General features: G+C 72.2%; 33 protein-coding genes. 1 reads left to right on the forward strand and 32 read right to left on the reverse strand.

Annotation, left to right across the window (positions count from 1 at the left end; genetic code table 11):
* Positions 1-11: 11 nt before the first annotated feature.
* The 18 genes from ACFVFS_RS05590 to ACFVFS_RS05675 form a co-directional block, all read right to left on the reverse strand.
* On the reverse strand, positions 12-536 hold the full coding sequence (locus ACFVFS_RS05590; RefSeq protein ID WP_380620474.1) for a hypothetical protein: 525 nt from the start codon (positions 534-536) through the stop codon (positions 12-14).
* A complete protein-coding gene (locus tag ACFVFS_RS05595) occupies positions 536-1,015 on the reverse strand; it encodes a hypothetical protein (protein ID WP_380620476.1) in 480 nt (159 codons plus the stop codon). The genes ACFVFS_RS05590 and ACFVFS_RS05595 overlap by 1 nt, the downstream gene beginning before the upstream one ends.
* A 65-nt stretch (positions 1,016-1,080) precedes the next feature.
* Positions 1,081-1,410 carry a hypothetical protein gene (locus ACFVFS_RS05600; protein ID WP_380620478.1) on the reverse strand — a complete coding sequence of 110 codons (330 nt, stop codon included), beginning with the start codon at positions 1,408-1,410 and terminating at the stop codon, positions 1,081-1,083.
* 13 nt (positions 1,411-1,423) lie between these two features.
* Positions 1,424-1,831, reverse strand: a complete 408-nt coding sequence (locus tag ACFVFS_RS05605; protein WP_380620480.1) for a hypothetical protein — start codon at positions 1,829-1,831, stop codon at positions 1,424-1,426.
* Complete coding sequence (locus ACFVFS_RS05610; RefSeq protein WP_380620482.1) at positions 1,828-2,211, reverse strand: hypothetical protein; 384 nt, start codon at positions 2,209-2,211, stop codon at positions 1,828-1,830. Before ACFVFS_RS05610 ends, ACFVFS_RS05605 begins: the two co-directional genes overlap by 4 nt.
* Positions 2,208-2,621 carry a DUF6093 family protein gene (locus ACFVFS_RS05615; RefSeq protein WP_380620484.1) on the reverse strand — a complete coding sequence of 138 codons (414 nt, stop codon included), beginning with the start codon at positions 2,619-2,621 and terminating at the stop codon, positions 2,208-2,210. Before ACFVFS_RS05615 ends, ACFVFS_RS05610 begins: the two co-directional genes overlap by 4 nt.
* The gene (locus ACFVFS_RS05620; RefSeq protein ID WP_380620486.1) at positions 2,618-2,980 is read right to left on the reverse strand and encodes a hypothetical protein; all 363 of its coding nucleotides are present in this window, start codon (positions 2,978-2,980) and stop codon (positions 2,618-2,620) included. The genes ACFVFS_RS05615 and ACFVFS_RS05620 overlap by 4 nt, the downstream gene beginning before the upstream one ends.
* A 3-nt stretch (positions 2,981-2,983) precedes the next feature.
* A complete protein-coding gene (locus tag ACFVFS_RS05625) occupies positions 2,984-4,165 on the reverse strand; it encodes a DUF5309 family protein (protein WP_380620488.1) in 1,182 nt (393 codons plus the stop codon).
* Between the two features lie 49 nt (positions 4,166-4,214).
* On the reverse strand, positions 4,215-4,835 hold the full coding sequence (locus ACFVFS_RS05630; RefSeq protein ID WP_380620490.1) for a hypothetical protein: 621 nt from the start codon (positions 4,833-4,835) through the stop codon (positions 4,215-4,217).
* Positions 4,836-4,880: 45 nt separating this feature from the next.
* Complete coding sequence (locus tag ACFVFS_RS05635) at positions 4,881-5,885, reverse strand: hypothetical protein (RefSeq protein ID WP_380620492.1); 1,005 nt, start codon at positions 5,883-5,885, stop codon at positions 4,881-4,883.
* Entirely contained in the window at positions 5,878-7,260 is a 1,383-nt protein-coding gene (locus ACFVFS_RS05640; RefSeq protein ID WP_380620494.1) for a phage portal protein, read from the reverse strand. Before ACFVFS_RS05640 ends, ACFVFS_RS05635 begins: the two co-directional genes overlap by 8 nt.
* Positions 7,260-7,451 (reverse strand): hypothetical protein, encoded by a 192-nt coding sequence (locus ACFVFS_RS05645; protein ID WP_380620496.1) that lies wholly within the window; start codon positions 7,449-7,451, stop codon positions 7,260-7,262. Before ACFVFS_RS05645 ends, ACFVFS_RS05640 begins: the two co-directional genes overlap by 1 nt.
* Positions 7,451-9,082, reverse strand: coding sequence for a terminase (locus ACFVFS_RS05650; protein ID WP_380620498.1), 1,632 nt, complete (start codon positions 9,080-9,082; stop codon positions 7,451-7,453). Before ACFVFS_RS05650 ends, ACFVFS_RS05645 begins: the two co-directional genes overlap by 1 nt.
* A 2-nt stretch (positions 9,083-9,084) precedes the next feature.
* Positions 9,085-9,540 carry a hypothetical protein gene (locus tag ACFVFS_RS05655; RefSeq protein WP_380620500.1) on the reverse strand — a complete coding sequence of 152 codons (456 nt, stop codon included), beginning with the start codon at positions 9,538-9,540 and terminating at the stop codon, positions 9,085-9,087.
* Positions 9,541-9,906: 366 nt separating this feature from the next.
* The gene (locus ACFVFS_RS05660) at positions 9,907-10,110 is read right to left on the reverse strand and encodes a hypothetical protein (RefSeq protein ID WP_380620502.1); all 204 of its coding nucleotides are present in this window, start codon (positions 10,108-10,110) and stop codon (positions 9,907-9,909) included.
* Positions 10,107-10,430, reverse strand: a complete 324-nt coding sequence (locus tag ACFVFS_RS05665) for a hypothetical protein (RefSeq protein ID WP_380620504.1) — start codon at positions 10,428-10,430, stop codon at positions 10,107-10,109. Before ACFVFS_RS05665 ends, ACFVFS_RS05660 begins: the two co-directional genes overlap by 4 nt.
* Positions 10,423-10,743 carry a hypothetical protein gene (locus ACFVFS_RS05670; RefSeq protein ID WP_380620506.1) on the reverse strand — a complete coding sequence of 107 codons (321 nt, stop codon included), beginning with the start codon at positions 10,741-10,743 and terminating at the stop codon, positions 10,423-10,425. Before ACFVFS_RS05670 ends, ACFVFS_RS05665 begins: the two co-directional genes overlap by 8 nt.
* Positions 10,740-11,123: a holin gene (locus ACFVFS_RS05675; RefSeq protein WP_380620508.1), complete on the reverse strand. Its 384-nt coding sequence runs from the start codon at positions 11,121-11,123 to the stop codon at positions 10,740-10,742. Before ACFVFS_RS05675 ends, ACFVFS_RS05670 begins: the two co-directional genes overlap by 4 nt.
* Positions 11,124-11,176: 53 nt before the next feature.
* Between ACFVFS_RS05675 and ACFVFS_RS05680 the strand changes: the two genes are divergently transcribed.
* Positions 11,177-11,497 (forward strand): hypothetical protein, encoded by a 321-nt coding sequence (locus tag ACFVFS_RS05680; protein WP_380620510.1) that lies wholly within the window; start codon positions 11,177-11,179, stop codon positions 11,495-11,497.
* Positions 11,498-11,532: 35 nt separating this feature from the next.
* Here the strand turns inward: ACFVFS_RS05680 and ACFVFS_RS05685 are convergent, their stop codons facing one another.
* The 14 genes from ACFVFS_RS05685 to ACFVFS_RS05750 form a co-directional block, all read right to left on the reverse strand.
* Positions 11,533-11,841 (reverse strand): hypothetical protein, encoded by a 309-nt coding sequence (locus tag ACFVFS_RS05685; protein WP_380620511.1) that lies wholly within the window; start codon positions 11,839-11,841, stop codon positions 11,533-11,535.
* 189 nt (positions 11,842-12,030) lie between these two features.
* Positions 12,031-12,237 carry a MerR family transcriptional regulator gene (locus tag ACFVFS_RS05690; protein ID WP_380620512.1) on the reverse strand — a complete coding sequence of 69 codons (207 nt, stop codon included), beginning with the start codon at positions 12,235-12,237 and terminating at the stop codon, positions 12,031-12,033.
* Between the two features lie 431 nt (positions 12,238-12,668).
* Positions 12,669-13,268 carry a hypothetical protein gene (locus ACFVFS_RS05695; protein ID WP_380620513.1) on the reverse strand — a complete coding sequence of 200 codons (600 nt, stop codon included), beginning with the start codon at positions 13,266-13,268 and terminating at the stop codon, positions 12,669-12,671.
* 34 nt (positions 13,269-13,302) lie between these two features.
* Complete coding sequence (locus ACFVFS_RS05700; RefSeq protein WP_380620514.1) at positions 13,303-13,830, reverse strand: ATPase; 528 nt, start codon at positions 13,828-13,830, stop codon at positions 13,303-13,305.
* Positions 13,827-14,168 carry a hypothetical protein gene (locus ACFVFS_RS05705; RefSeq protein ID WP_380620516.1) on the reverse strand — a complete coding sequence of 114 codons (342 nt, stop codon included), beginning with the start codon at positions 14,166-14,168 and terminating at the stop codon, positions 13,827-13,829. Before ACFVFS_RS05705 ends, ACFVFS_RS05700 begins: the two co-directional genes overlap by 4 nt.
* Positions 14,165-14,419 (reverse strand): hypothetical protein, encoded by a 255-nt coding sequence (locus tag ACFVFS_RS05710; RefSeq protein WP_380620517.1) that lies wholly within the window; start codon positions 14,417-14,419, stop codon positions 14,165-14,167. The genes ACFVFS_RS05705 and ACFVFS_RS05710 overlap by 4 nt, the downstream gene beginning before the upstream one ends.
* Positions 14,420-14,435: 16 nt before the next feature.
* Positions 14,436-14,795, reverse strand: coding sequence for a hypothetical protein (locus tag ACFVFS_RS05715; RefSeq protein WP_380620518.1), 360 nt, complete (start codon positions 14,793-14,795; stop codon positions 14,436-14,438).
* Positions 14,792-14,950: a hypothetical protein gene (locus ACFVFS_RS05720; RefSeq protein WP_380620519.1), complete on the reverse strand. Its 159-nt coding sequence runs from the start codon at positions 14,948-14,950 to the stop codon at positions 14,792-14,794. Before ACFVFS_RS05720 ends, ACFVFS_RS05715 begins: the two co-directional genes overlap by 4 nt.
* A gap of 11 nt (positions 14,951-14,961) precedes the next feature.
* A complete protein-coding gene (locus ACFVFS_RS05725; protein ID WP_380620520.1) occupies positions 14,962-15,234 on the reverse strand; it encodes a hypothetical protein in 273 nt (90 codons plus the stop codon).
* A gap of 255 nt (positions 15,235-15,489) precedes the next feature.
* Positions 15,490-16,146 (reverse strand): hypothetical protein, encoded by a 657-nt coding sequence (locus ACFVFS_RS05730; protein WP_380620521.1) that lies wholly within the window; start codon positions 16,144-16,146, stop codon positions 15,490-15,492.
* Positions 16,143-16,454 carry a hypothetical protein gene (locus tag ACFVFS_RS05735; protein ID WP_380620522.1) on the reverse strand — a complete coding sequence of 104 codons (312 nt, stop codon included), beginning with the start codon at positions 16,452-16,454 and terminating at the stop codon, positions 16,143-16,145. The genes ACFVFS_RS05730 and ACFVFS_RS05735 overlap by 4 nt, the downstream gene beginning before the upstream one ends.
* 130 nt (positions 16,455-16,584) lie before the next feature.
* Positions 16,585-16,953, reverse strand: a complete 369-nt coding sequence (locus ACFVFS_RS05740; RefSeq protein WP_380620523.1) for a hypothetical protein — start codon at positions 16,951-16,953, stop codon at positions 16,585-16,587.
* Between the two features lie 100 nt (positions 16,954-17,053).
* Positions 17,054-17,209: a hypothetical protein gene (locus ACFVFS_RS05745; RefSeq protein ID WP_380620525.1), complete on the reverse strand. Its 156-nt coding sequence runs from the start codon at positions 17,207-17,209 to the stop codon at positions 17,054-17,056.
* A 289-nt stretch (positions 17,210-17,498) separates the two neighbouring features.
* The gene (locus tag ACFVFS_RS05750) at positions 17,499-19,112 is read right to left on the reverse strand and encodes an AAA family ATPase (RefSeq protein WP_380620527.1); all 1,614 of its coding nucleotides are present in this window, start codon (positions 19,110-19,112) and stop codon (positions 17,499-17,501) included.
* Between the last annotated feature and the right edge of the window lie 73 nt (positions 19,113-19,185).

Here is a 19,185-nt window from a genome sequence, read left to right on the forward strand (position 1 = left end):
GCGGGCCGCTTCTACCTCTCGCCGGTGGAGGCCCGAAGCGCGGAGGCGGCCAGCGAGAAAGGGACGCTGACCGCCTCGTTGTTCACCTGCCAGGCCTCCAGCTCCAGCTGGTCGCGCTGGCCCTGGTTGAGTACCTCGGCGAGCTGTCCGTACTCCTCCGCCGTCATGGCGGGCTCGACCAGGCACGCCGAGACGAGTGCCCCGGGCAGGGTCTCCGGGTTGTAGAGCTCCTGGGCGTGCCGGGGCGGGTGCAGCGCGAGAAGGTCGCTCCACGCGAGACGCCCCAGCGCCCGGAAGGTGAACTGGGTCGCGGAGTCTCGCATCTGGTCCTGGAGTTCGGCGATCTCCTGGGCGAGCGCCCGGCGCGGGTCCGGGTCGGCCAGCGATTCAGGCTGCCAGTCGGCAAGCTCGGCGACCCGGGCCTCCAGCTCGGCGATCCGACCCGAGGCCTCGCCGTCCAGGTAGAGCGTGACGGTCGCGGTGCGCGGCTTGACCCGGGCGATGATGTCGGCCGCGGTGGCCTTGCGGGCCGCCATCAGGCCACCGTCACGTAGGTGTTGGGCTCGGTCGTGACCTTCATCGGCGACTTGAACTTGCCGACTTCGTTGGCGGCCGGCGGGGTGTTCGCGGGCTCGCCGCAGGCCATCAGGTACACCTCGACCTGCTGGCCCGACGCCCAGGCGGTGGCGTAGGCGAGGTTGCGGCGCACGACGAGGTAGCCGTGCACGCCCCTGCGCAGGGTCGCGAACGGCAGGTCCTCGGCGGGCGTGGTGCCGCGCTTGAACGTCAGCTCGACGTCGTAGCTCACCCTCCCGACTTCCTTCGTGTCGAAGGTGCTGGCGAGCGAGCTGGTGTCGACGTCGGCGGTGGACGGGTCGAGCTTGAGCCCGTCGGGGGTGATCCGGGGCGTCAGGTCGATGCCGCCGTTCAGCTCGGAGACGGCCGGAGCGGCGGGGTTGGCGATCGACGCGACCCAGGCGACCCGGGTCGTGCCGTCGACGATGGTGTCGGACACGGTGCCCTCCTCGGGCATGAGAGAAGCCCCGGCCAGGAGCGGGGGCTTCGGGGGTGGGCGAGGGGTCAGATGCGAAGCGCGGCGATGGTCACGGAGGCGGACGCCGAGTAGCTGATCGACGCGAGGCTGTCGGTGGGGCCCGCGAGCAGCTCGGCCGGCAGCGGCCCGATCATGCGCTCGCCGGACGCGGGGACGGACACGGTCGGGGAGGTGACTGTCTGGCCGCGCACGCTGCTGGTGGCGGTCAGCGTCACCGTGACCGGCGATGCGGAGCCGTTCTTCACGTGGAGGAAGGTCCGCTCGCCGCAGGCGACCTTGTCGCCGCCGGCCGCCGCGCTGGCGTAGGTGGGGTTGAGGCCGGCGATGGAGACGGCCTGAAGGGGCAGGGTGGCCATGGGGCCCTCCAGATCATGCGGGGATGGATCGGAGCCGGTACTGGACCGGCACGTAGTAGGCAGGCGGGGTGACGTCGTCGTCCCGCGCCAGGGGCGGCCCGCCGAGTTCCTCCGGGCGCCAGCACGCACGCCCGCCGACGACCAGCGGGGCGGTGAGGGCGGCGCGGACCCGGTCGGCCGTGCCCAGGGCGCCCTCGGGGGTGCTGGCCACGCAGGTCACCTGGAGCAGGACGTCCAGCGCGGTGCGCTCGTCGGCGAGGCTGGCCGGGGAGGCCTGGCCGCCGGCCGGGTAGAGCACGGCGTAGGCCTTCGGGAGTGGGCCCGGGCCGGCCGGGGCGCCGCCGACGTACACCGCCAGCGGCACCGCCGCGAGGACGGCCCGGACCGCCTCGACGTGCGGCAGGACGGCCGGGGTGCTCACAGCAGGCCCTCGACCAGGGCCTCGACGGCCGCGACGAACCGCGGCTCCTCGGCGAGCAAGGCCCTGCCGCCGTCGTTGTGCGGCGGAGACTGCACGGACCCGTACTCCAGGATCGCGCCGAGCGGGCCCTGCGTGGCGCCCTTGTCCGGGCCGATCACCGCTCCGGTGCCGGCGCCGGGCACGGTGGTGAGGTCATAGCCGATGGAGCCCGGGTAGTGCGGCGCGTACCGGCCGGAGCTGGACCGGGCGTTGTCGCGCCAGCCGTTCTTGATGTTCAGCGCTCCCTTGGACACGACCTGCCGGGCCTGCCGCTCCGCCTCCGGGCCCGCCCGGGCCAGCTCGGCAGCCATGAGTTCGAGCTCCCGTGCGTCTGCGCTCATGACCTGTCCTCCGCACTGATCCGCCACGCGGTGGCCGTGGACGATTCCGACACCGAGGTGACCCACAGGGTCCGGCCGACGAGCCGGACGTCCGGCGACGCGTCGACGAGGACCTGGTCGCCGGGCACCGGCCGCTCTCCGCCGACGGGCAGGGCCGCCCAGGGCAGGGCGACCTCGTAGCGGCCGAGGACGACGGCGCGCTGCCCGGCCTGGACGTCCTCCGCGAGCGCGGCCGCCGGCCTCACCCGGCCCGGGCCCGGGCCGTACAGCACTCGCGAGTCCGGCTGCACGGTCGCACCGGTCACCGGGTCGTACACCTCGGCGCCCGGGCGGACCAGGCGCACGGTGTCGACCATCAGCGCCTCGTGCGCCGCCCGGCCCCGGGCGAGAAGGGGAGCGATGTCGATCACGACGTCACCGCCGGGGCGCCCGGCACAATGCTGAACGCCGCCGTCCGGACGGGCCGGAGCGTGTCGGCCTCGTGCTCGGTCAGGTACAGCTCGCCAGCCGACCGGGCGCTGTCGATGGTGTAGCTGTAGTCGTCGATCTGCTCGCTCCTCTTCCCCTCGGGGTTGCGGAGCACGCGCAGCACCATCGCGCAGCACACCGCGGTCGAGGCGTCGGTCGGCGTGGTCGCGTACCGGGGGAAGCGGTCGAGGATGATCGCGGTCGCGTCGTGGAGCAGGGCGGTGGCCTGGCGGGTCTCAGCCGAGGTGAGGTCGCGGCCGAGCCGGTCCGCCAGGTCCGCGAGCGTTGCCAGGTCCGCCACGGCTCAGACCGTCAGGCCGGTGATGACGCCGTGCGCCCGCTCGTTGCCGTAGGCCAGGCCGACCTCGCCGTAGAGCTGGGTCCGGTCCTTGGAACCGGTCTTGGCGAGCGGCTCGGCGAAGAAGTGCCCGCGGCCGGGGGTCTCCAGGTAGACCGGCTGGCACTGCTCCAGCGACGCGACCACGATCTTGTGCTTGGGCAGGTACCGGTTGAGCATGATGTTCAGCGTGCCGAAGTCGGTCTCCAGCGTGGTCATGTTGACGCCGCCGACGTTGCGGCTGGTCTCCATGTACTTGCCGAAGAGGTTGCCGTAGGCGGTGGTGATCGCCCGCTTCTGGGCGGAGTTGGCGATTAGCGTGCCGGCGGTGGCCTCGGACAGGCCGCCGTTGTCGAACACGGCCTGCATCAGGGCGCCGATCGCGTCGGCGCTGGCCGCGGCGGACTTGGTGACGTTGGCGGTGCCGTCGCCGACCAGGTCGATCGCGGCGCCGCCCTTGGTCGCGGCGAGCTTGAACGTGTTCGTGGTCGAGCTGACGACGTAGTACACCGTGTCGGCGGACACACCGGTGGTGGTGGCGATCGTGTCGAGGATGACCTGGTCGCCGTTGGCGAGGCCGTGGGCGTTGATGGTGACGGTGTCGCCGGTGCCGGCCAGCGCGCCGGACCCGAGGGCGGTGCCCGCGTTCTGCGAGTTGGTGGTGATGGCCTGGAGCAGGCCACGGGTGCGACGCGCGGTGGTGTTGTCGGCCGGCTTGTTGTAGGTGCCGTTGAGGAACGACCACTCGATGTCGCGGATCATCTGCTTGAGCATCAGCTCGACCTGGTGGTCGAGCTCGCTGGTCACCGGGTTGGCCGCCTCGATGTTCAGGCCGGAGTGCTGGCCGAACGCGGCGAGCTTGGTGTAGCTGACGCCGACGGTCTCGTGGTGGATCTGGCAGATGTTGTCGACCGAGGCGCGGACGCGGTTCTGGTCGGTCGGCGCGTCCTGGCCCTCCAGGGCGACGTTCTGGCCGGCCGCGCGCAGGTCCTCGACCTGCCACTCGAACTGGGTCGCGGTGGTCTGGCCGCCGCCGCTCAGGCCGCCGATCGCCGAGAAGAACGGCGCGTCGGTCGGGGTGAGCAGGTGCAGCATGCCGGTGTAGTTGGGCAGGTTGTAGGTCGTGCCCAGTGCGGTGATCCCCGCCATGGGGGTCCTCCTTCGGTGCGGGGGCGCGGCGCGGGCCTGCCCTCATGGACTACTTGGGGGTGGGGAGCGAGGCGAGCTTGCTGTTCTGTAGCCGCAGGGCGGTGCGCCAGTCGCCCTTGGCCTGGGCCTCGCGGATCTGGGTGTCGATGTCGACGGTGCCGCCGGGCCGGGGGCCCTGGGAGGGGTCCGGGCGCGGGGTGCGCGGTCCGGGGTCGGCCTTCCAGTGGGGCTTGCGCTCCAGCAGGGCGGCGAGTGCGGTCTCGATGGCGGCGGCGTCGACGGTGCCGGTGTCGGTGAGGAAGTCGGCGCCGAGGGCGTCGACGGCGTCCTGCGGGTCGGCGAACCGGCCGGTGGCGAGTGCCTCGATCTTCGCTGCGACGGCCTGTTGTACGGCGGTGGTGGCGCGGTCCTCGGCGGCCTTGAGGCGGTCGGCGAGTTTCTCCGCGTCGGACTTCTGGGCCTCCTCCAGCTCGGCGAGGCGGCGGGCGGCGTCGGCGTTGGCCTTGGCCCGGGTCTCGTTCTCCCGGCTCAGGGCCTTCCACTTCGCGGCCTCGGCCTCCCAGTCCTTCGGCTCGGGAGGGGTGGGCGGCGCGGGCGGGGCCGGAGTCGGCGGACCGGGCTGCGGGTCAGGGGCCGGGGCCGGCGGGTCGGTGGGGGTGGGCGTGGACATGATCTCTCCCGTTTCGGGTGAAGGGGGACCGGCCCCGTTGCGGGGTCAGGTCAGGTAGCCGTAGCGCCGCAGCATGCCGATCAGCTCGTCGCGGGTGCCGGCGCGCTTGTAGATCTCCTCCGGCAGCAGGCGGTGGGCGGTCAGCCGGAAGCGGCGGCGCTCCAGGTTGCGGGGCACGAGCCCGCGGTCGATAGCCCGCAGCCACTCCGAGCGGAAGAAGGCGCCGCGCGGGGTGGTGGCGTCGTAGGTCGCGCGGAGCTTCTGCCCGTACGCCTCGGCGGTGTACATGCCCCGGCGGGCGTTGACGACGCTGTTGATGTCGGCGCCGTCCCGGATCGCCTGGGCGCCGGCCTGCGTGAAGATCCGATCCTGCTCGGCCCGGGACAGGCCGTGGAAGTAGTCTCCGGCGTCGACGGTGCGGCCACGGAACGCCGTGCCGCGGGTGATCGGCATGTGGACGCAGTCGCACCGCGGGTGGCGGGCGAAGCCCTGGTTGAAGCCGTACTCGCGGCCGGCCAGGATCGCGCACCGGGCACAAGACGGCGGCGAGAGCACGCGCACGTAGCCGCGGGTCCGCCGGTTGCCCGCCAGGCTCACCCCAGTGGCCTCCCTGCCCGCGTCCGGAACCTCGGTGCCGACCTTGCGGATCAGCGACGCGAGTCCGCCCCGCAGAGCCTCCGGCGGGCTCTGGCCTGCCGTGAGGCGCCACCGGGTCTCGATGACCGGCTCGTACAACAGGCTGGTCAGGGACCGGCCGTCGGCTGCCCGGCCGACGAACGCCTCGACGGCCAGGCGCCCGGCCGGCTCGCTGGCCGCCCCGTCCGCCTCGACCACCGCGGTGATGTAGCCGTCCGCCGGGGCCGCCGCGCGCCGTTGTCCGGCGGTGACGGCCTGGACCAGGGCGGGGGCCGCCGAGCGCCACGACTCGTCGAGGGCGGCGATGTCGACCGTCCGCCAGGCCGCCTGTGCCTGCTCTGCCGCCAGCCGCGCGGTGAGCTGCTGCTGGCGGTAGTAGGCGGCGGCGAGCTCCTCCGCGGTCTGGTCAGCCACCCGGCACCAGGTCGGGCTTGGGGCCGAGCAGCGCGGCGAGGTCGCCGCCCATCGACCGGTCGAGGGCGTCGGCCTGCATCTGCCGCATCCGGGCCTGTTGGGCGCTGGAGTAGCCGAGGTCCTCCCAGGCCTGCTCGATCGGCAGGATCCCGGCGCCCACCAGCTTGGTGACGGCGTCGGCCTTCTGCGCGTAGGTCGGCGTCGCGGGGTTGGCCCACAGCGTCTCCAGTTCGAGGAGCCTCGGGTCCCACTCGCCGGTCTGGAACCGGCGCACGAACCGCTGCATCCGCTCGTACCCGTCGCCCAGGGCGCCGCACTTGCGCTCGGCCCGCTTCACCAGCCGGGCCTCACGCGAACGGATCGCCGCGTCCGAGGCGGCGTCGTCCGCCGACAGGCCCATGTAGTTGGGCGGCAGCGCGGCGAGCGCGGCCGCGATCCGGGCGAGCAGCTCGATCGTGGAGTGGAAATTTTTCAAATCCGCCTCGGGGAACTGCCCGACGTCCACCCCGTCGTCCTTGCGGTTCTTCGCGGTCGCCCAGATCCGGCCGGCCAGCCGCGACCACACCGACACCGGCTTGCCGTCCGCGTCGGTAAAATCCTCCTGGTCGAAACCAAGGGCGTACCGGCGCGGCATGGCGTGGAACTCGGAGCCGACCATCATGTCCGTCGCGATCTTGCAGGCCGCGTCGGAGATCGGCAGGACGTCCGCCAGTTCGGTCACGCCGCCGGGCACCAGCAGGCGCCCGCGGTTGGCCAGGGTCGCGACTGGGACCGCGCCGAGGCCGTGCTCGTCGCGGTCGACCTCCGTCCAGCCGGCCTTCCCCTTGAACTCGTAGTGGTGCGTGGCGTCGGGCAACTTCAGCGTGGCGAACTGGTCCCGCACGGCACCGGTGAGCGGGTCGACGTCGTGGTAGCGCTTCACCACGGCCCGCTCCTCGCGGGTCGCCGGGTCGTAGTCCGCGTGGACCTGGAGGGGCGACTCCGCCGTGATCAACGGGGTGTCCGGATCGGCAGGGTTCGAGCCGACGAAGACGAACGCCCGGCGCATCACCAGCGACTCGACGTGTGCCTTCTGGGACTGGCCAGCCATCTTGTTGGCCTTCCAGACCCGCCACATCTCCTTGTCGCCCGACTCGGCGTCCGGCAGCCGGAACCCGGTGACGTCCAGGCGTTCTTCGACCGCGTCGACGATCAGCCGGGGCCAGTTGATGACCACCTGCTGCAGCTGCTCGCCGAGCTCGGCCAGCAGCTCCGGGTGGAGGTAGGCGAGCGGCTGCGTGCCCTCGTAGTAGCGGTTCAGCGCCTGGAGCTGGGGGAGCTCCTGCTCATGGCGGAACAGCAGGTACCGCAGCCATTCCTCGGGGGACAGGTCCATCAGCCGCCCCCGTCCGTCACGTCGAGATGCCGCCGCACCGCGCAGAGATCGACCGGACCAGGCAAGCAGAGCACCATGGCCACCCCCAGTACCTGCTGAAGGATCGGGAAGAGGTTCTGGTCGACCTCGGCATAGTCGACGTGTCCGATCACGAGCACGTCGTCCGCCTCCAGTTGCACGATCCGCACCATCAGCGCATCACCACCATCCGGCCGGAGCGTTTGCGGTTGGCCCCGGCAGCGATCGCGTCGCTGCGGGCCTCCCAGGACAGGACACCGGCCATCGCAGCGTCGATCTTGAACGGGCTGTCGTGGCGCTCCTTCTCGATGACCCACAGGGGCTGGCCCTGGTCGTCGAGGATGCGGAGGTTGCGTTTGCGGGCGTTGGCGATGTGCTGGGCGAAGACCTTGTCGCCGTTGTTGCGGACATCGCCGGCCTGCTGGGCTCGCTCGTAGGCACGCAGCGCGTACCCGATCTGCTTCGGCCGGTTGGTCCACCACTCAACCACCCGGTCCTTGCCCCATCGCCCGGCCCAGTGCGTCACCGTGCCGTCCCACCACGGCGGGTCGGCGTAGACCCGCAGGACCTTGAAGGTGTCGAAGGCCTGCGCCAAGGTGGCGTTCACCTCGTCCTCGGGGCACTCCCAGTCGGTCGCGCCCGGCGGGCACTCCCAGACGCCGAGGGGCCACTGGAAGCCGGTCTCGACGTGGGTGGCGATCAGGGCTGTCGCGTCGCGGAACTGCGCGCCGTCGAACCCCACCACGATCTGGTCGCGGGGCGGCACCACGAACGCCGGGTCGGCGAGATCGGCCCACCGCGAGACGTCGAAAGCCTGCCTGCCGGCCTGGACCCGGCGGTTCAGCCAGACCCGCTCGAAGTAGCCCTTGTCGGTGTCGGGCTGGTGGTACAGCGACGCCACATAGTCGACCTGGCCCTCAAAGTCCGGCCACGCGGCGATCGCGGGCCCGGACGCCTCCCGGATCGCGGCCCGGAGCTGCTGCTCGTCGCCGAGGTCCTCGTCGGGACGGGGCGCCGCCTCGCGGTGGAAGAAGAACAGCGTCTTGTCGGGCGTCTTGCCCTTCGCCACCAACTCGGCGTACTCGTGCGTACCCTCCGCCACCGAACCCTCGCCCGGGGTGTAGGTCGTAGTCGTCTCCAGCGACCACGGGTCCGCGAGCATCCGCTTCGGGATGTTGGCCAGCATCGTCTGGTGGGCCTCGCGCAGCCTGGGCAGGACGAAGCGGTGCGTCTCGTCGAAGTGCTGGAACGTGGTGCGGGCGCCGTCGCGGGAGTCCGGAGAGGACGCCAGCGCCTGGGCCTTGCCGTCGCCGCCGATGCGCATGATGCGCTCCAGGCCGACGTCGAACAGGTCCGCGTCCTCGCCCTCGGAGACCATCACCAGCAGGGCACCGTAGGCGAGGTCCGAGGTCTGCTCCTCGGTGTAGGCCACCATCGGGATGTACGGGTCAGTGACGGGCATGCCGACCGGCCGACCGTAGGCGTCGAACCCGTCGCACCGCACCGGGCCCTCGGGGTGGAGCTCGGCGAAGGCGACTGCCGCGGCCAGCTCGGTCTTCGCGGTGCCCTTGCGGACGGACAGGGCGGCGCGCTTGAAGCGGCGCCGTCCGGCACGAGGGTGGCCCTGCGGGTACACCTCGTACCAGCGGTAGATGAGTGCCCGCTTCTCGGCGTCCAGGGTGTACGGCTTGCCGCGGAGGTCGCCGGGGCCGTGGACGGAGCGCTCCTCAAGCAGCTCGCACACCTGCGGGCCCAGGGTCGGCCAGGGCTCCTCATCGACCTGCGGGACGATGAGGACGCCCATCGTCAGACCGCGTACAGGATGGAGCGGGGGTCAGCGGGCTGCCCCTCGGGTGCCGGGTCGGCGGGCGGCGCCGGGACACGGCGGCGGCGCGTGCGCTCGGACGCGTCCTCGCCGCGGTCGACCTCCCACTGGAGCCGGCGCCGGTCGATGGGCGTCAGCCCGAAGCACTGCCGCTGCAGCCGGATCTCGGAGGCCAGCGACGTCGTGGGGTTCTGCCAGAAGTCGTCGACGAGGACGGCGAGCAGGAACAGGCCGTGGACGTCGGCGCTGCCGACGAACTCGCCGGCCATCGGCGACGCCCACACGTCGTCCCACCAGGCGAGGGTCATGGCGTGCCAGGGCCTGGCCTCGGGCAGCTCGGGCGCGACGAAGTCGGCGGGCAGCTCGGTGAGCAGGCGGGCGGTCGAAGCGCGGTTGCGCCGCTGGCGGGTGGCGGGGCTCTTGGGGAGCGGTGGCATGCGGTCCTCCTGGTCGCCGTTTCGGCGAGCTGACGGCGGGTCCGTTGCGGCCCCGCCAGTTGCTACAGAGGGTCACCATTGGGGGCCGCTCAGGGTCCTGGGATCCGTACAGACAGAAATCCACCTCCCCCGCGGGTCCCGCCGGCCTGGCGGGAGGGGGTCACCCCCCAGGGGGCAGTGACCTTGAGTAGCCGGAGGCCTGCCGGGCTTGGTCACGCACTGTCGCATCGCTCGCCTCTGTGGTCACGCTGGGTGGCTGCTGGTGCTGGTGCGGTGGAAGTGAGCGCTCGCTGCCCGGCCTGGCTGCCACCGAGGGTGAGCGCGGGCCTGCCTGGGCTCGCTGTCCGTAGCCGTCGAGGCCCCGGGTCAGCGCTCCCGCAGGTCGATGGCGTACCGGGAGCCGGCCTCGGCGGCCGGGTCCCAGCGCAGCCGCACGACCACGTCGCCGACGGTGACCTGCTGGTCGTTGTAGCCGCAGACGGTGACGCCGGTTCGGTCGGTCACCTCCTCCAGCGCGGCCAGGGCGTTGGCGAGGGCCTGCAGCTGGGGTGCGGTGAGGAGGTCGGTCATCGGTCTGCGGCCTCTGCCGGCGGGTCGAACACCAGGTGCTGGGTGTGACCGTGGCCCTCGGCGGCGAGGCGGACGTCGTCGGCCAGGCGGCTGAGGCGGGCAGCCCAGAGTGCCGCAGCCACGTGGGCCGGCCGTGCTGCTCGGGGCGGGAGCACGCAGCCGTCCGGGCTGCGGTCCGGGTCGACCAGCACGCCGAGTTGGATGGTGCCGCCCGTGGCGGGCAGGAAGACGCGCATCTGCTCGTTGGTGAGCGTGTGCTCCTCGGCGATCATCGTGCCGCCGTCGGGCAGTCGGTAGAGCTGCACCGTGTGCTCAGCCATCGGTGCCCTGCCCGATAGCTTCCCGCCGCAGCTGTGGCGGGCGTGGTGCCGGGAGGTCCAGCTCGACGAGCAAGCGGTTCTGGAGCTGTACGGTCCAGTGCTGGTTCGGGTTGTCCGGGTCGACGAGGGCGCGGCCATCGATGGTGCGCTTGATCGCCTTCCATCGGATGAGCGTCTCGCCTGCGTAGATCTCGATGGAGATCCACGCGGGGTCGACGTGCTTGGGGTCGATGTGGTTGGCGGTGAGCCAGGCGCAGATCGCCTTGCGGTTGGCCTCGAGTTCCTCGCGGAGTAGGACCCTGATGACGGTCATGTGTTCCATCCTCCTGGCTGGTGCCGGCCGGTCTCGCGGCTGTGGCAGCTGTGGCAGAGGCCGCGTCCGTGGCGGGGGTCGTCGGGGTCGTGGCCGGCGGCGACGAGCTCGCGTCTGCTGAGGGGGTGGTGGTCGGCGTGCTTGCTGGGTTGGCCGCAGGGCTGACCGTGTCCGTGGTCGGGCTCGGTGCAGACGCACTGCGGGTCGCGGGCGAGGACGCCGGGGCGGAAGCGGCGTTGGTGCTGCTGGCCGTAGCCGCGTTGGGTGCGGGTGCCGCGGGCGCGTTCGGCTTCGGCGCGGTGTGCGGGGCAGCGGCCGCCGTCGGTGATCTCGGGGCATCCGGGGGTGGAGCACACGGTGCGCGCTGCACGTCTGGCCACGGTGATCACCTGCCTCTACGCTGGGCGCCTTCTGTTCGATCGAGGGGGTAGTGATGGCGGCATCTCAGGTGACGCAGGGCCTGACGACCGCGGGGTTGATCCTGGCGGCCGGTGGGCTGGCGCTCGGCATGTATCCGGCGGGTGAGGACTGCGGGTCGCCGTGGTCGCCGGAGACGGGGAGCTACTCGCAGGATGTGCCGGCGTCGTGCGCGCTGACGATCTCGGAGCGGCAGCCGATGGCGTGGTTGATGCTGGTCGGCGGGACCGCGGTGCTGTTCGGCGGCCTGGTGGCCCGGCCGAAGCTGGAAACCGCGACCGCGACCGAGGAGGAGCCGAGCCCGCGCGGGGTGGGGCAGGGACCGCTGGTGCCGTAGTCAGCTTTGGTGCTGCTGACCGGGCTGGGCTTCGCTCATGCCCGCTCAGGCCAGTGCCAGGTGCCCCCGGCGGGCGAGGCCTCGGTCCAGCCGCACGCGCAGTAGCGGAAGGGGCTTCCGTGCGTGGCCTGGTCGGGGCAGTCCGGGGTGCCGGGCTGGCCGGATCCGTCGTGGTAGGTGGCTCGGTTGAAGAACATTCCGGTCGGGTTGAGCACAGCCAGGCCGATTACCGCAGGGTCATCGGTCAGCTCGGTGACAATCGCGGCTCGGCACTCCGTGCCGTACTCGCCGCCGGGGGTTCCGAAGCTGGTGTAGTGGACGATCCGGCCGATGGTGGGCTGCACGGTGGCCTCCGGGGGGAAGGGTCGGCCCGCCAGCGGAGCGGACTGGCGGGCCGGGTCTGTGAGAGCTGATCGGCGCCCTGTTGCCTAGGACAGGGCGCCGCCACGGTCCTCGCGGATACCGCATCCCAGCCGCCACCGCGGTCACACAGTCGTGGAGAGCATCGGCGCGTGTCTGGGACATCTGTGGGGTTAGGCGGCGGCCGGGTCGACGGTGCGGCGGGCTCGGGCCCGCGTGGCGGCCTCGGCCCGGGCGACGTCGAGCTGTGAGTACAGCGATCGGCCGCGCTCGTCGAGGCCGGCGGGCGCCAGGATGCCGCGCCGCTTCCACTGCCAGATGGTTGCGACCTGGACGCCGCAGAGGGCGGCGGCCTCGGCGGGGGTCATCAGATCGGACATGACGGCCTCCCAGGAAACGCGGAAGGCCCGACCGTGGTGGTCGGGCCTTCCTGAAGTTGGGCGCACGTGTGGTGCTGTCAGCAGCCTGACACACGTGGCGGATCTTGTGCAAGCGGGCTACGTGGCGTTCCTGAATCGGCGGTAGTAGCGGCCGACGGTGGCCTGACTCACCCCGCATTCGGTGGCGGCTGCCCGGGTGCTGATGCGGCGGCGCCAGCAGCGGTGGAGTGCAACGACGGTCTCGTCCGGGAGAGCGGTCCCGCGAGTCGGGCGAGTCAGGCTCGGCGGGGGTGACTCGGCGGCGAGTTCGGGGCCGCCCTGGGGTGGCATCACCGTCCGCCAGGCATACGGGCTGGCGAGCGCGGTGGCTATGGCGTGAGTCAGGTCGGGTGCGGTGGTCATGGGGTGGTGGCCTCGGGGTGAGTCAGGGGTCAGGCGGCGTGGCGGAGTTCGGCGAGGAGCTGCTTGACGCGGCTGGCGTAGTCGGTGGGGCTGAACTGCTCGCGGCAGTGGAGGCATTCGCGCCAGCCGTCGGTGCGCTCGCAGAGGGCGCGGAGCTGGCAGGCGGGGCAGGGGGTGCGGGTGGGGCGGGCGCTCTTGATGGGGTAGCGGGCGGTCCGGTTGAGGTGGGTGTGGAGGGCGTCGATCTCGGTGGCGAGGTCGGCGGCGTAGGCGCGCCGGGCGGCGAACGGGGCGTGGAAGCGGAGGATCTTGATGGCGACGCTGGCGGGCAGCTCGCCGGGGATGGTGGGCAGCCTCGCCCAGGCCGACCAGTCGTTGGCCCGGGCCCGGTCGTCGAGGACGGCCGCAGCCCAGGCTTCGAGGATGTCGACGCTGGGCGAGGTGGGGTCGGTGAGCGCGTCGAGGGTGTCGAGGTGGACGGGCAGGGGCGGGGTGCGGGTGGCGCCGGAGACGCGGCCGGCGCGGGCGGCGGTGGTGCTGGGCAGGAGCGCGAGGTAGGCGTGGGTGAGGATCTCGGGCAGTTCGGCGAGCTGCCGGTGGAGGCGGGCGGCGGTGGCGGGGTCAAGCATCGCGGTCTCCTGGGTGGCGCAGGGTGGGTGGGGGTCAGCGGTCGATGACGGGCAGGTGCAGGTCGCGGTGGACCAGGTCGACGGTGATGCCGAGGGCGGCCAGGACCTCGGTGATGACGGCGGCGACGGTGGCGGCGCGGTGTCGTCCGCCGGCGCATCCGACGGCGAGCGAGAGCGGCCCGGCGGACGGCCCGGCGAGGTAGGCGAGGGCGGCGCTGACCGTGGCGGCGATGGCCTGGCGGATGCCGGGGGTGCCGAGGACGGCGTGGCGGACGGGCTCGTCGTGGGCGGTCTGGTGGCGGAGGTCCGGGGTGACGTGGGGGTCGCGGAAGTGTGCGCGGAGGTCGAGGGTGATGTGGGCCGGGGGCGGGGTGTCGTGGAGGTAGCCGAACGAGGTGACGGTGACGGTGGTGGCGGACATGGTGGTGGTCTCCGGGTAGTGGGCGAGGTCGGGGATGACGTCGACGATCGGGGGCCGGGTGGGGTGGGTGAGGTCGTAGGACTCGTCGTCGGTGAACAGCTCGCCGTCGTCCGCCTCGTCAAGGTCGTCGGGGCAGGTCACGGCCGGGCCTCGGCAGCGTCGAGGAGCGCGCGAATCCGCTGCGCGGCCTCCCAGTTCGCGTCGGCGTATCCGCCGTAGGCCTCCTCCGCCTCCAGCTCGTCCGCGAGGGCCCGGACGGCGGCGATGCGGGCCTCGGCCTGCTCAGCGCGCTGCACGACCTGCCGGTGGTAGGCACCGGACGAGGCACGGCGGAGCGCGGCACCCGTCCCGGCGAGGGAGGCGCGGAGCTGACGGACGCCGGAGCGAAGGGCGGCGTGCTCGTCGGGGGTGAGCGCCCGGTTCGAGGTGTGGCCGATGAGGTGGTCGAGCTGCTCGGCGGTGGGCGGTGTGGTCTTCACGGCTGCGGCTCCTCGGTCGGCGTGATGTCAAAGCCGCCATCGCGGGCGAACAGTGTCTTCACGTCCGCGAGCGGCATTTCAGCGAGACTGACCCAGCAACCGCACAGTGCGTCAGCTGAGGACATGTCGCCGCAGATCTCGCACTTCCACGGCGGGCACTTGTCGCAGTGAGTCGACGGGTAGACGTCGGTGGGCGAGCCGTCGGGGCCCGGCTTGGTTGCGCCGCACCCGGCGCATGTAGTGATGGCCATGGCCTGGAATCTCCTGTCAGAGTCGGCCTGGGACGTTCGAGATGCCGAGCGGGTTGCGGGTGCCCGCTTCGGCGTCGGCCTCGGCCATGCTCTGGATCTGGAAGTCGATCGGTGTGGGCAAGCCGGCGGTCTTGGCGATCAGGTCGGACAGGGCGATGTTGATCAGCAGCCGCATCGGCTCGGTGAAGATCATCACGTCGTCGTCGGCGAGGATGAGGCGCAGGTCGATGTCCCGATAGCTGGCCGTACGCAGGACCGAGCCGACCAGGTAGACCGGGCGCCCGAACGCAGCGGTGACGGGCCGGCATGCCCAGTCGAGACGGTGGAAGTCGGGCGGGCTCAGGTAACTGGCACGGGCGGGGGGCGTGTTGGTCACAGGGTGCCTCCGGGTCGGGGGATGAGGTTGCTGGTCTCGGCGTGCTGGCGGACGGGGCCGTCGGGCGGCGGGGGCTGGTCGCCGCGGGCCGCGCCGTGGCAGAGGGCGAGGGTGACGAGGGCGCTGCCGGCCAGCAGAAGACCGGCAGCACACACGAGCGGCAGGGTCACTCGGCGGCCATGGTGTTGAGCTGGCGGAGCACCTTCTTGATGGCCGGGTCGCCGACGGTGACCTCGTAGGAGATGACGACCTCGTCGTCGGTGACGGTGACGGTCAGGGTGTCGTCGGGCAGGACCGCGTCGGTCGGCAGGCCGGTCCGGCGGCGGTAGTGGGTTTCGGCGGCGGCGTAGGCCTGGCAGAGGGCGGCGCCGACGGCGGGGACGGGCAGGACGTGGTCGATGCGGCGAACGTCGGTCTCGCGGCGGGTCCAGGTGGTCACGGTGGTCTCCTCGGGTCGGGGGTGGGGCCTGCCGCCCGGGCGGGGGCGGCAGGCGGGCGGGTCAGCGGATGCGGATACGGAGGGCCCTGGCGACAGTCGCGACGCGCACGCTGGCCGGCGCGAGGTCCATAGGTCGGCCGGGGCCGCGTGAGCCGGTGCGGATGTACTCGGCGCGCTGCGCGGGGGTGGCCTGGGCAGCCCAGGCGATGCAGGCCTGGGTGAGGGAGTACACGTGTCGGCCCACCCCCTCGGCGCTCACAGGCTGTTCGCCGGCAGTCGCAGGCCCTGGGCGATGTAGCTGATGCGGAGGGCGACCTGAGCGGGCGCGCCGAGGGTGCCGCCGCAGCCGAGGTTCTGGAGCTGCTCGTTGCTGCCGCCCTCGCGGAGGCTGGCGTACTGCCAGCCGGTCTCCGTCGACCAGGCGACGAGCAGGCCGTGCGGGTGGGTGTCTGCGTCGACGAGCGGGTGCTCGGGCCGCCAGGTGAGGACGGCGCTGGGGACGGTGCTGATGCCGTCGTCGGCGAGCTCGTCGCAGTCGCGGATGTCGACGTCGGTGGGGCGGAGCCCGCCGGCGGTGAGGAAGTCCTCGACGTCGTAGAGGTAGGCCTCGGCCTGGTCCGTGGTCATGGTGGTCATCGGGGTCCTCGGTGGGGTGGGGGCCGCCCGCGGGGTGCGGGCGGCCAGGACGATGCCAGCGGCGGAGGCCAGCAGCGTGCGGCAACGGAGCAGCGCCTCGCCCTGGGCCTGAACCTCTGCGCGGAGGCGGGCGTTCTCGGCGTCGCGGGCGGCCAGGTCGGCCTCGACGACGGCGAGCATCACGTTGACGAGGCCCTGCTTCTCGCCCCTGGGCCGCATGGCGTCGGCGTCGAGAGCGGCGATGAGGCGCTCGCGGAGGTCGGGCGGGGTGGTCACCGGCCCTCCCCGACGGCGGCGAGGCGGCTGAGGTTCTGGATCGTGGCCCGGATCGCGGCCGCGGTGTGCCGGTGCGGCGCCTTCGCGACGGCCTCGGCGATCCGCAGCCACGCGTACTCCGCCTGACCCTCAACGTGAAGCACCGCGGCCCGCAGGCACGTCCGGTCCGCACTGGCGTGGATGTGCCCGCGGATGCCGGGGAGGCAGATGCTGGTCTCGTCGCTGATGGGCTCGTGGCACATGGTGCAGTCGGGCTCGGTGTTGTCGTGGCCCCATGGGATCTCGGGGACGTTGATGGTGATCTGCACGAGGGGCTCCTGGGGGTCGTGGGCGGGTCGTGGCGGGTGTGCGTGGCCGTCGGGCCAGGCGGCTGCTGGGGGCGCGTGTGGGCTGGTTCTGGCGCGCGGCCGGTGCCGGACCGGTCCGCGCGCCAGTCCGTCAGGTAGCGGGCTGATCGGGGATGGTGAGCTGGCCCGCCGCCTCGGCCGCAGCACGTCGGGTGGCAGCGGCGGTCTCGCGGTGGTGGTCGCGGTCGTAGTGGAGGTGGCACCCCTGGCACATAGCGCGGAGGTTGCTCGGGTCGCAGTTCTCGGGGGTGTGGTCGAGGTGGGCAACGGTCAGGACGACGCGGGAGCCGGTGCCGTAGGCGGTTCCGCCGTTGTGGTTGGGGCAGCGGCCGTCATGGGTACCGCGTCCGCACTCGCCGCAGCACTCACACTGGCTGGCGGCGCGGTTGGTGCGGATGTCGAGGCTGATGGCGGGCCAGTTGGCCGGGTATCGGCTGCGGTTCTCGGGGCGGATCGGCATGGCAGCTCAGGCCTTCTGGGCGTTGCGGTAGGTGTCGTGCCGGTCCTGGATGGCGTCACGGTCGAGGGGCTGGGGCTGGTTCATCGGGTGCTCCTGGTGGTCAGTGGGCGTGGGGTTCGACGAGGACGTCGACCTCGAAGCGGTGGCCGCAGCCGGGGCAGGTGGCGTACATGCGGGGGCCGGTCGTGCCGTAGAGGGTGGTGATCTCGATGTGGTCCATCGCGGCGTCGCAGTCGGGGTGGGGGCAGGCGATCACGGCGGGCTCCTGGTGGGTGGTCAGGGTTGGTCGCAGGTGAGGTGGGTGTCGTAGCTGCGGACGGCCTGTACATGTGGGAGGGCCCTCATCTTCTGCATCTTCTGTCTGACCTGCGGTTTTGTGCCCTCACCTTCTCCCCCGCCTTCTCCCCGCCTTCTCCTCACCTTCTCGGGGAGAAGATGAGGGGTGGAGAGAAGATGAGGGAGAAGATGTGGGAGAAGGTGAGGGGGTAAAAGAGCAGGTCAGAGAGAAGATGAGTAGATGCGTGGTGTGTATAGGAGGGGTGGGCCTAGGGCGGTTCCGGAGTGGTGTCATCCGAATCGTCGGTGGGGATCTGCCAGACCCACTGGGCGTTGAGGACCTTGGGCTTGACGCTGCGGATCCGGAGGCGGGTCTTGGCGGAGCGGAGCGCGTTGGGGGTGATGCCGGCCTCGCGCGCGGCCTTCTCGATGTCCCGCGGCGGTGCTTCGCCGCCGCGCTGGGACGACATGAGGTAGTCGCGGAGCCAGGCGGCGGCCTCAGTGAGTTCGGTGCGGTCCGAGCCGGGGATGCCGTCGGCGCGGAGGGCGTCGCGCACTGAGGTGGTGGATTCGCCGCCGAGGACGAACCGGGAGACGTAGCTCGGGCCTTCGTCGGTGTCGACGGTGTACGGCTGGATGCTGTAGGCGTGGGAGGGGAGGCCGATGCGGCCCAGGTTGTTCTTCTCCAGCGACATGACGAACTGCCCGTCGCCTTCGCCGTCATCGTCCTGGTGGGCGAACGCGACGAGGGAGCGGATGAGCTGGCCGAATGCGCCGGATCCGGCGATGCGGCTGACGGGGTCGGCGCCACCCTGCTTGGTGAAGTGCGCGAGGCCGAGGATGGTGAACTTGTACCTGTCCGCGGCCGCAACGAGGGGTTCGAGGGCCTCGCGGACCTCAGCGGCTCGGTAGTCGTTGATGCTCTTGTCGATCATCGACAGGAGCGGGTCAGCGACGAGCAGGGCGACGGAGTGCAGCTCGGCGGCCTGGCCGAGGAGCGAGGTGTCCACGGGCAGGGACAGTCGGGCGTGGGGGCGGCCGTCGTCGTGGACGTCGACCCGGAACACGAGATCCATGTCGGCTCCGGCGGCGATCAGCCGAGGAGCGATGGTGTACGTCCACGAGTCCTCCGTGGCCGCGTAGATGACCCCGCGCGGTTTCCCGTACAGGGCGCCGGGGAGGGTGCCGCGGGTGATCTGCGCGGCCAGCCAGCACGCCCACTGGCTCTTGCCGAGGCCTGGGCCGCCGGCGGCGATTGCGAGGCTGTACATCGGGATGCGGCCGTGGCTGGTGGGGGGCGCGTCGGCGGGGGTGGTGTCCCACAGCCAGCGGACCGGGCGGACACGGATCTGGGAGGCGGGGGTGAGGATGAGGCGCCGGCTGGTGCGCTCGGTGAGGCCGGTGTCCTCGGCGCGCTGCAGGAGCCGACCGGTCTCCTGCTGGGCGTCCTTCAGGGTGCCGAGGAGGTCGTCCTTGCCCTCGTGTAGGCGGTGGATCAGCCGGAGAAGACCGGTCTTCGCCTCCTCGACGATGACCAGCTCGCGAAGCTGTTCGGCGTGCCAGCCGGCCACCGGGAGGGCGTGCGCGGCGATCCGGCCGAACACCCCGGGGCCGCCGATCCGGCCGACCTCGGTGGGGCCGAGGGCTCGCTGCAGCGCGTAGTAGTCGACTGGCTCACCGGCTGGGATCCGGGTGGCCAGGCACTCCCAGACGGCTCGGGTCGGTGCGTGGAGGAGCATCGCAGGGTCGGTGATGACCTCGGCGAGGGCGGCGAACTGCGTGGGATCGACGAGCGCGGTGCCGACGATCGCCAACTCCAGTGCGGTGCGCGGGTCCTGGTCGGCGACCAGCTCGTCGGCGGGCCGGGGGGCGTAGGTGGTCATGAGCGGCCCGCCGTGGTGGTGCCGGCAGCCGTGACGGCGTGCCGGGATGCCCTCGCGGGCTGTGTGCGGCGGA

The organism is Kitasatospora sp. NPDC057692, assembly GCF_042799475.1.
Lineage (GTDB): Bacteria > Actinomycetota > Actinomycetes > Streptomycetales > Streptomycetaceae > Kitasatospora.

Coding starts and splice junctions, on each gene's coding strand:
- ACFVFS_RS05590 (WP_380620474.1), bottom strand. CDS start 536: ATGGCGGCCCGCAAGGCCACCGCGGCCGACATCATCGCCCGGGTCAAG.
- ACFVFS_RS05600 (WP_380620478.1), bottom strand. CDS start 1,410: ATGGCCACCCTGCCCCTTCAGGCCGTCTCCATCGCCGGCCTCAACCCC.
- ACFVFS_RS05610 (WP_380620482.1), bottom strand. CDS start 2,211: ATGAGCGCAGACGCACGGGAGCTCGAACTCATGGCTGCCGAGCTGGCC.
- ACFVFS_RS05625 (WP_380620488.1), bottom strand. CDS start 4,165: ATGGCGGGGATCACCGCACTGGGCACGACCTACAACCTGCCCAACTAC.
- ACFVFS_RS05630 (WP_380620490.1), bottom strand. CDS start 4,835: ATGTCCACGCCCACCCCCACCGACCCGCCGGCCCCGGCCCCTGACCCG.
- ACFVFS_RS05640 (WP_380620494.1), bottom strand. CDS start 7,260: ATGGACCTGTCCCCCGAGGAATGGCTGCGGTACCTGCTGTTCCGCCAT.
- ACFVFS_RS05645 (WP_380620496.1), bottom strand. CDS start 7,451: ATGGTGCGGATCGTGCAACTGGAGGCGGACGACGTGCTCGTGATCGGA.
- ACFVFS_RS05650 (WP_380620498.1), bottom strand. CDS start 9,082: ATGGGCGTCCTCATCGTCCCGCAGGTCGATGAGGAGCCCTGGCCGACC.
- ACFVFS_RS05655 (WP_380620500.1), bottom strand. CDS start 9,540: ATGCCACCGCTCCCCAAGAGCCCCGCCACCCGCCAGCGGCGCAACCGC.
- ACFVFS_RS05660 (WP_380620502.1), bottom strand. CDS start 10,110: ATGACCGACCTCCTCACCGCACCCCAGCTGCAGGCCCTCGCCAACGCC.
- ACFVFS_RS05665 (WP_380620504.1), bottom strand. CDS start 10,430: ATGGCTGAGCACACGGTGCAGCTCTACCGACTGCCCGACGGCGGCACG.
- ACFVFS_RS05670 (WP_380620506.1), bottom strand. CDS start 10,743: ATGACCGTCATCAGGGTCCTACTCCGCGAGGAACTCGAGGCCAACCGC.
- ACFVFS_RS05680 (WP_380620510.1), top strand. CDS start 11,177: ATGGCGGCATCTCAGGTGACGCAGGGCCTGACGACCGCGGGGTTGATC.
- ACFVFS_RS05690 (WP_380620512.1), bottom strand. CDS start 12,237: ATGTCCGATCTGATGACCCCCGCCGAGGCCGCCGCCCTCTGCGGCGTC.
- ACFVFS_RS05695 (WP_380620513.1), bottom strand. CDS start 13,268: ATGCTTGACCCCGCCACCGCCGCCCGCCTCCACCGGCAGCTCGCCGAA.
- ACFVFS_RS05710 (WP_380620517.1), bottom strand. CDS start 14,419: ATGGCCATCACTACATGCGCCGGGTGCGGCGCAACCAAGCCGGGCCCC.
- ACFVFS_RS05740 (WP_380620523.1), bottom strand. CDS start 16,953: ATGCCGATCCGCCCCGAGAACCGCAGCCGATACCCGGCCAACTGGCCC.
- ACFVFS_RS05750 (WP_380620527.1), bottom strand. CDS start 19,112: ATGACCACCTACGCCCCCCGGCCCGCCGACGAGCTGGTCGCCGACCAG.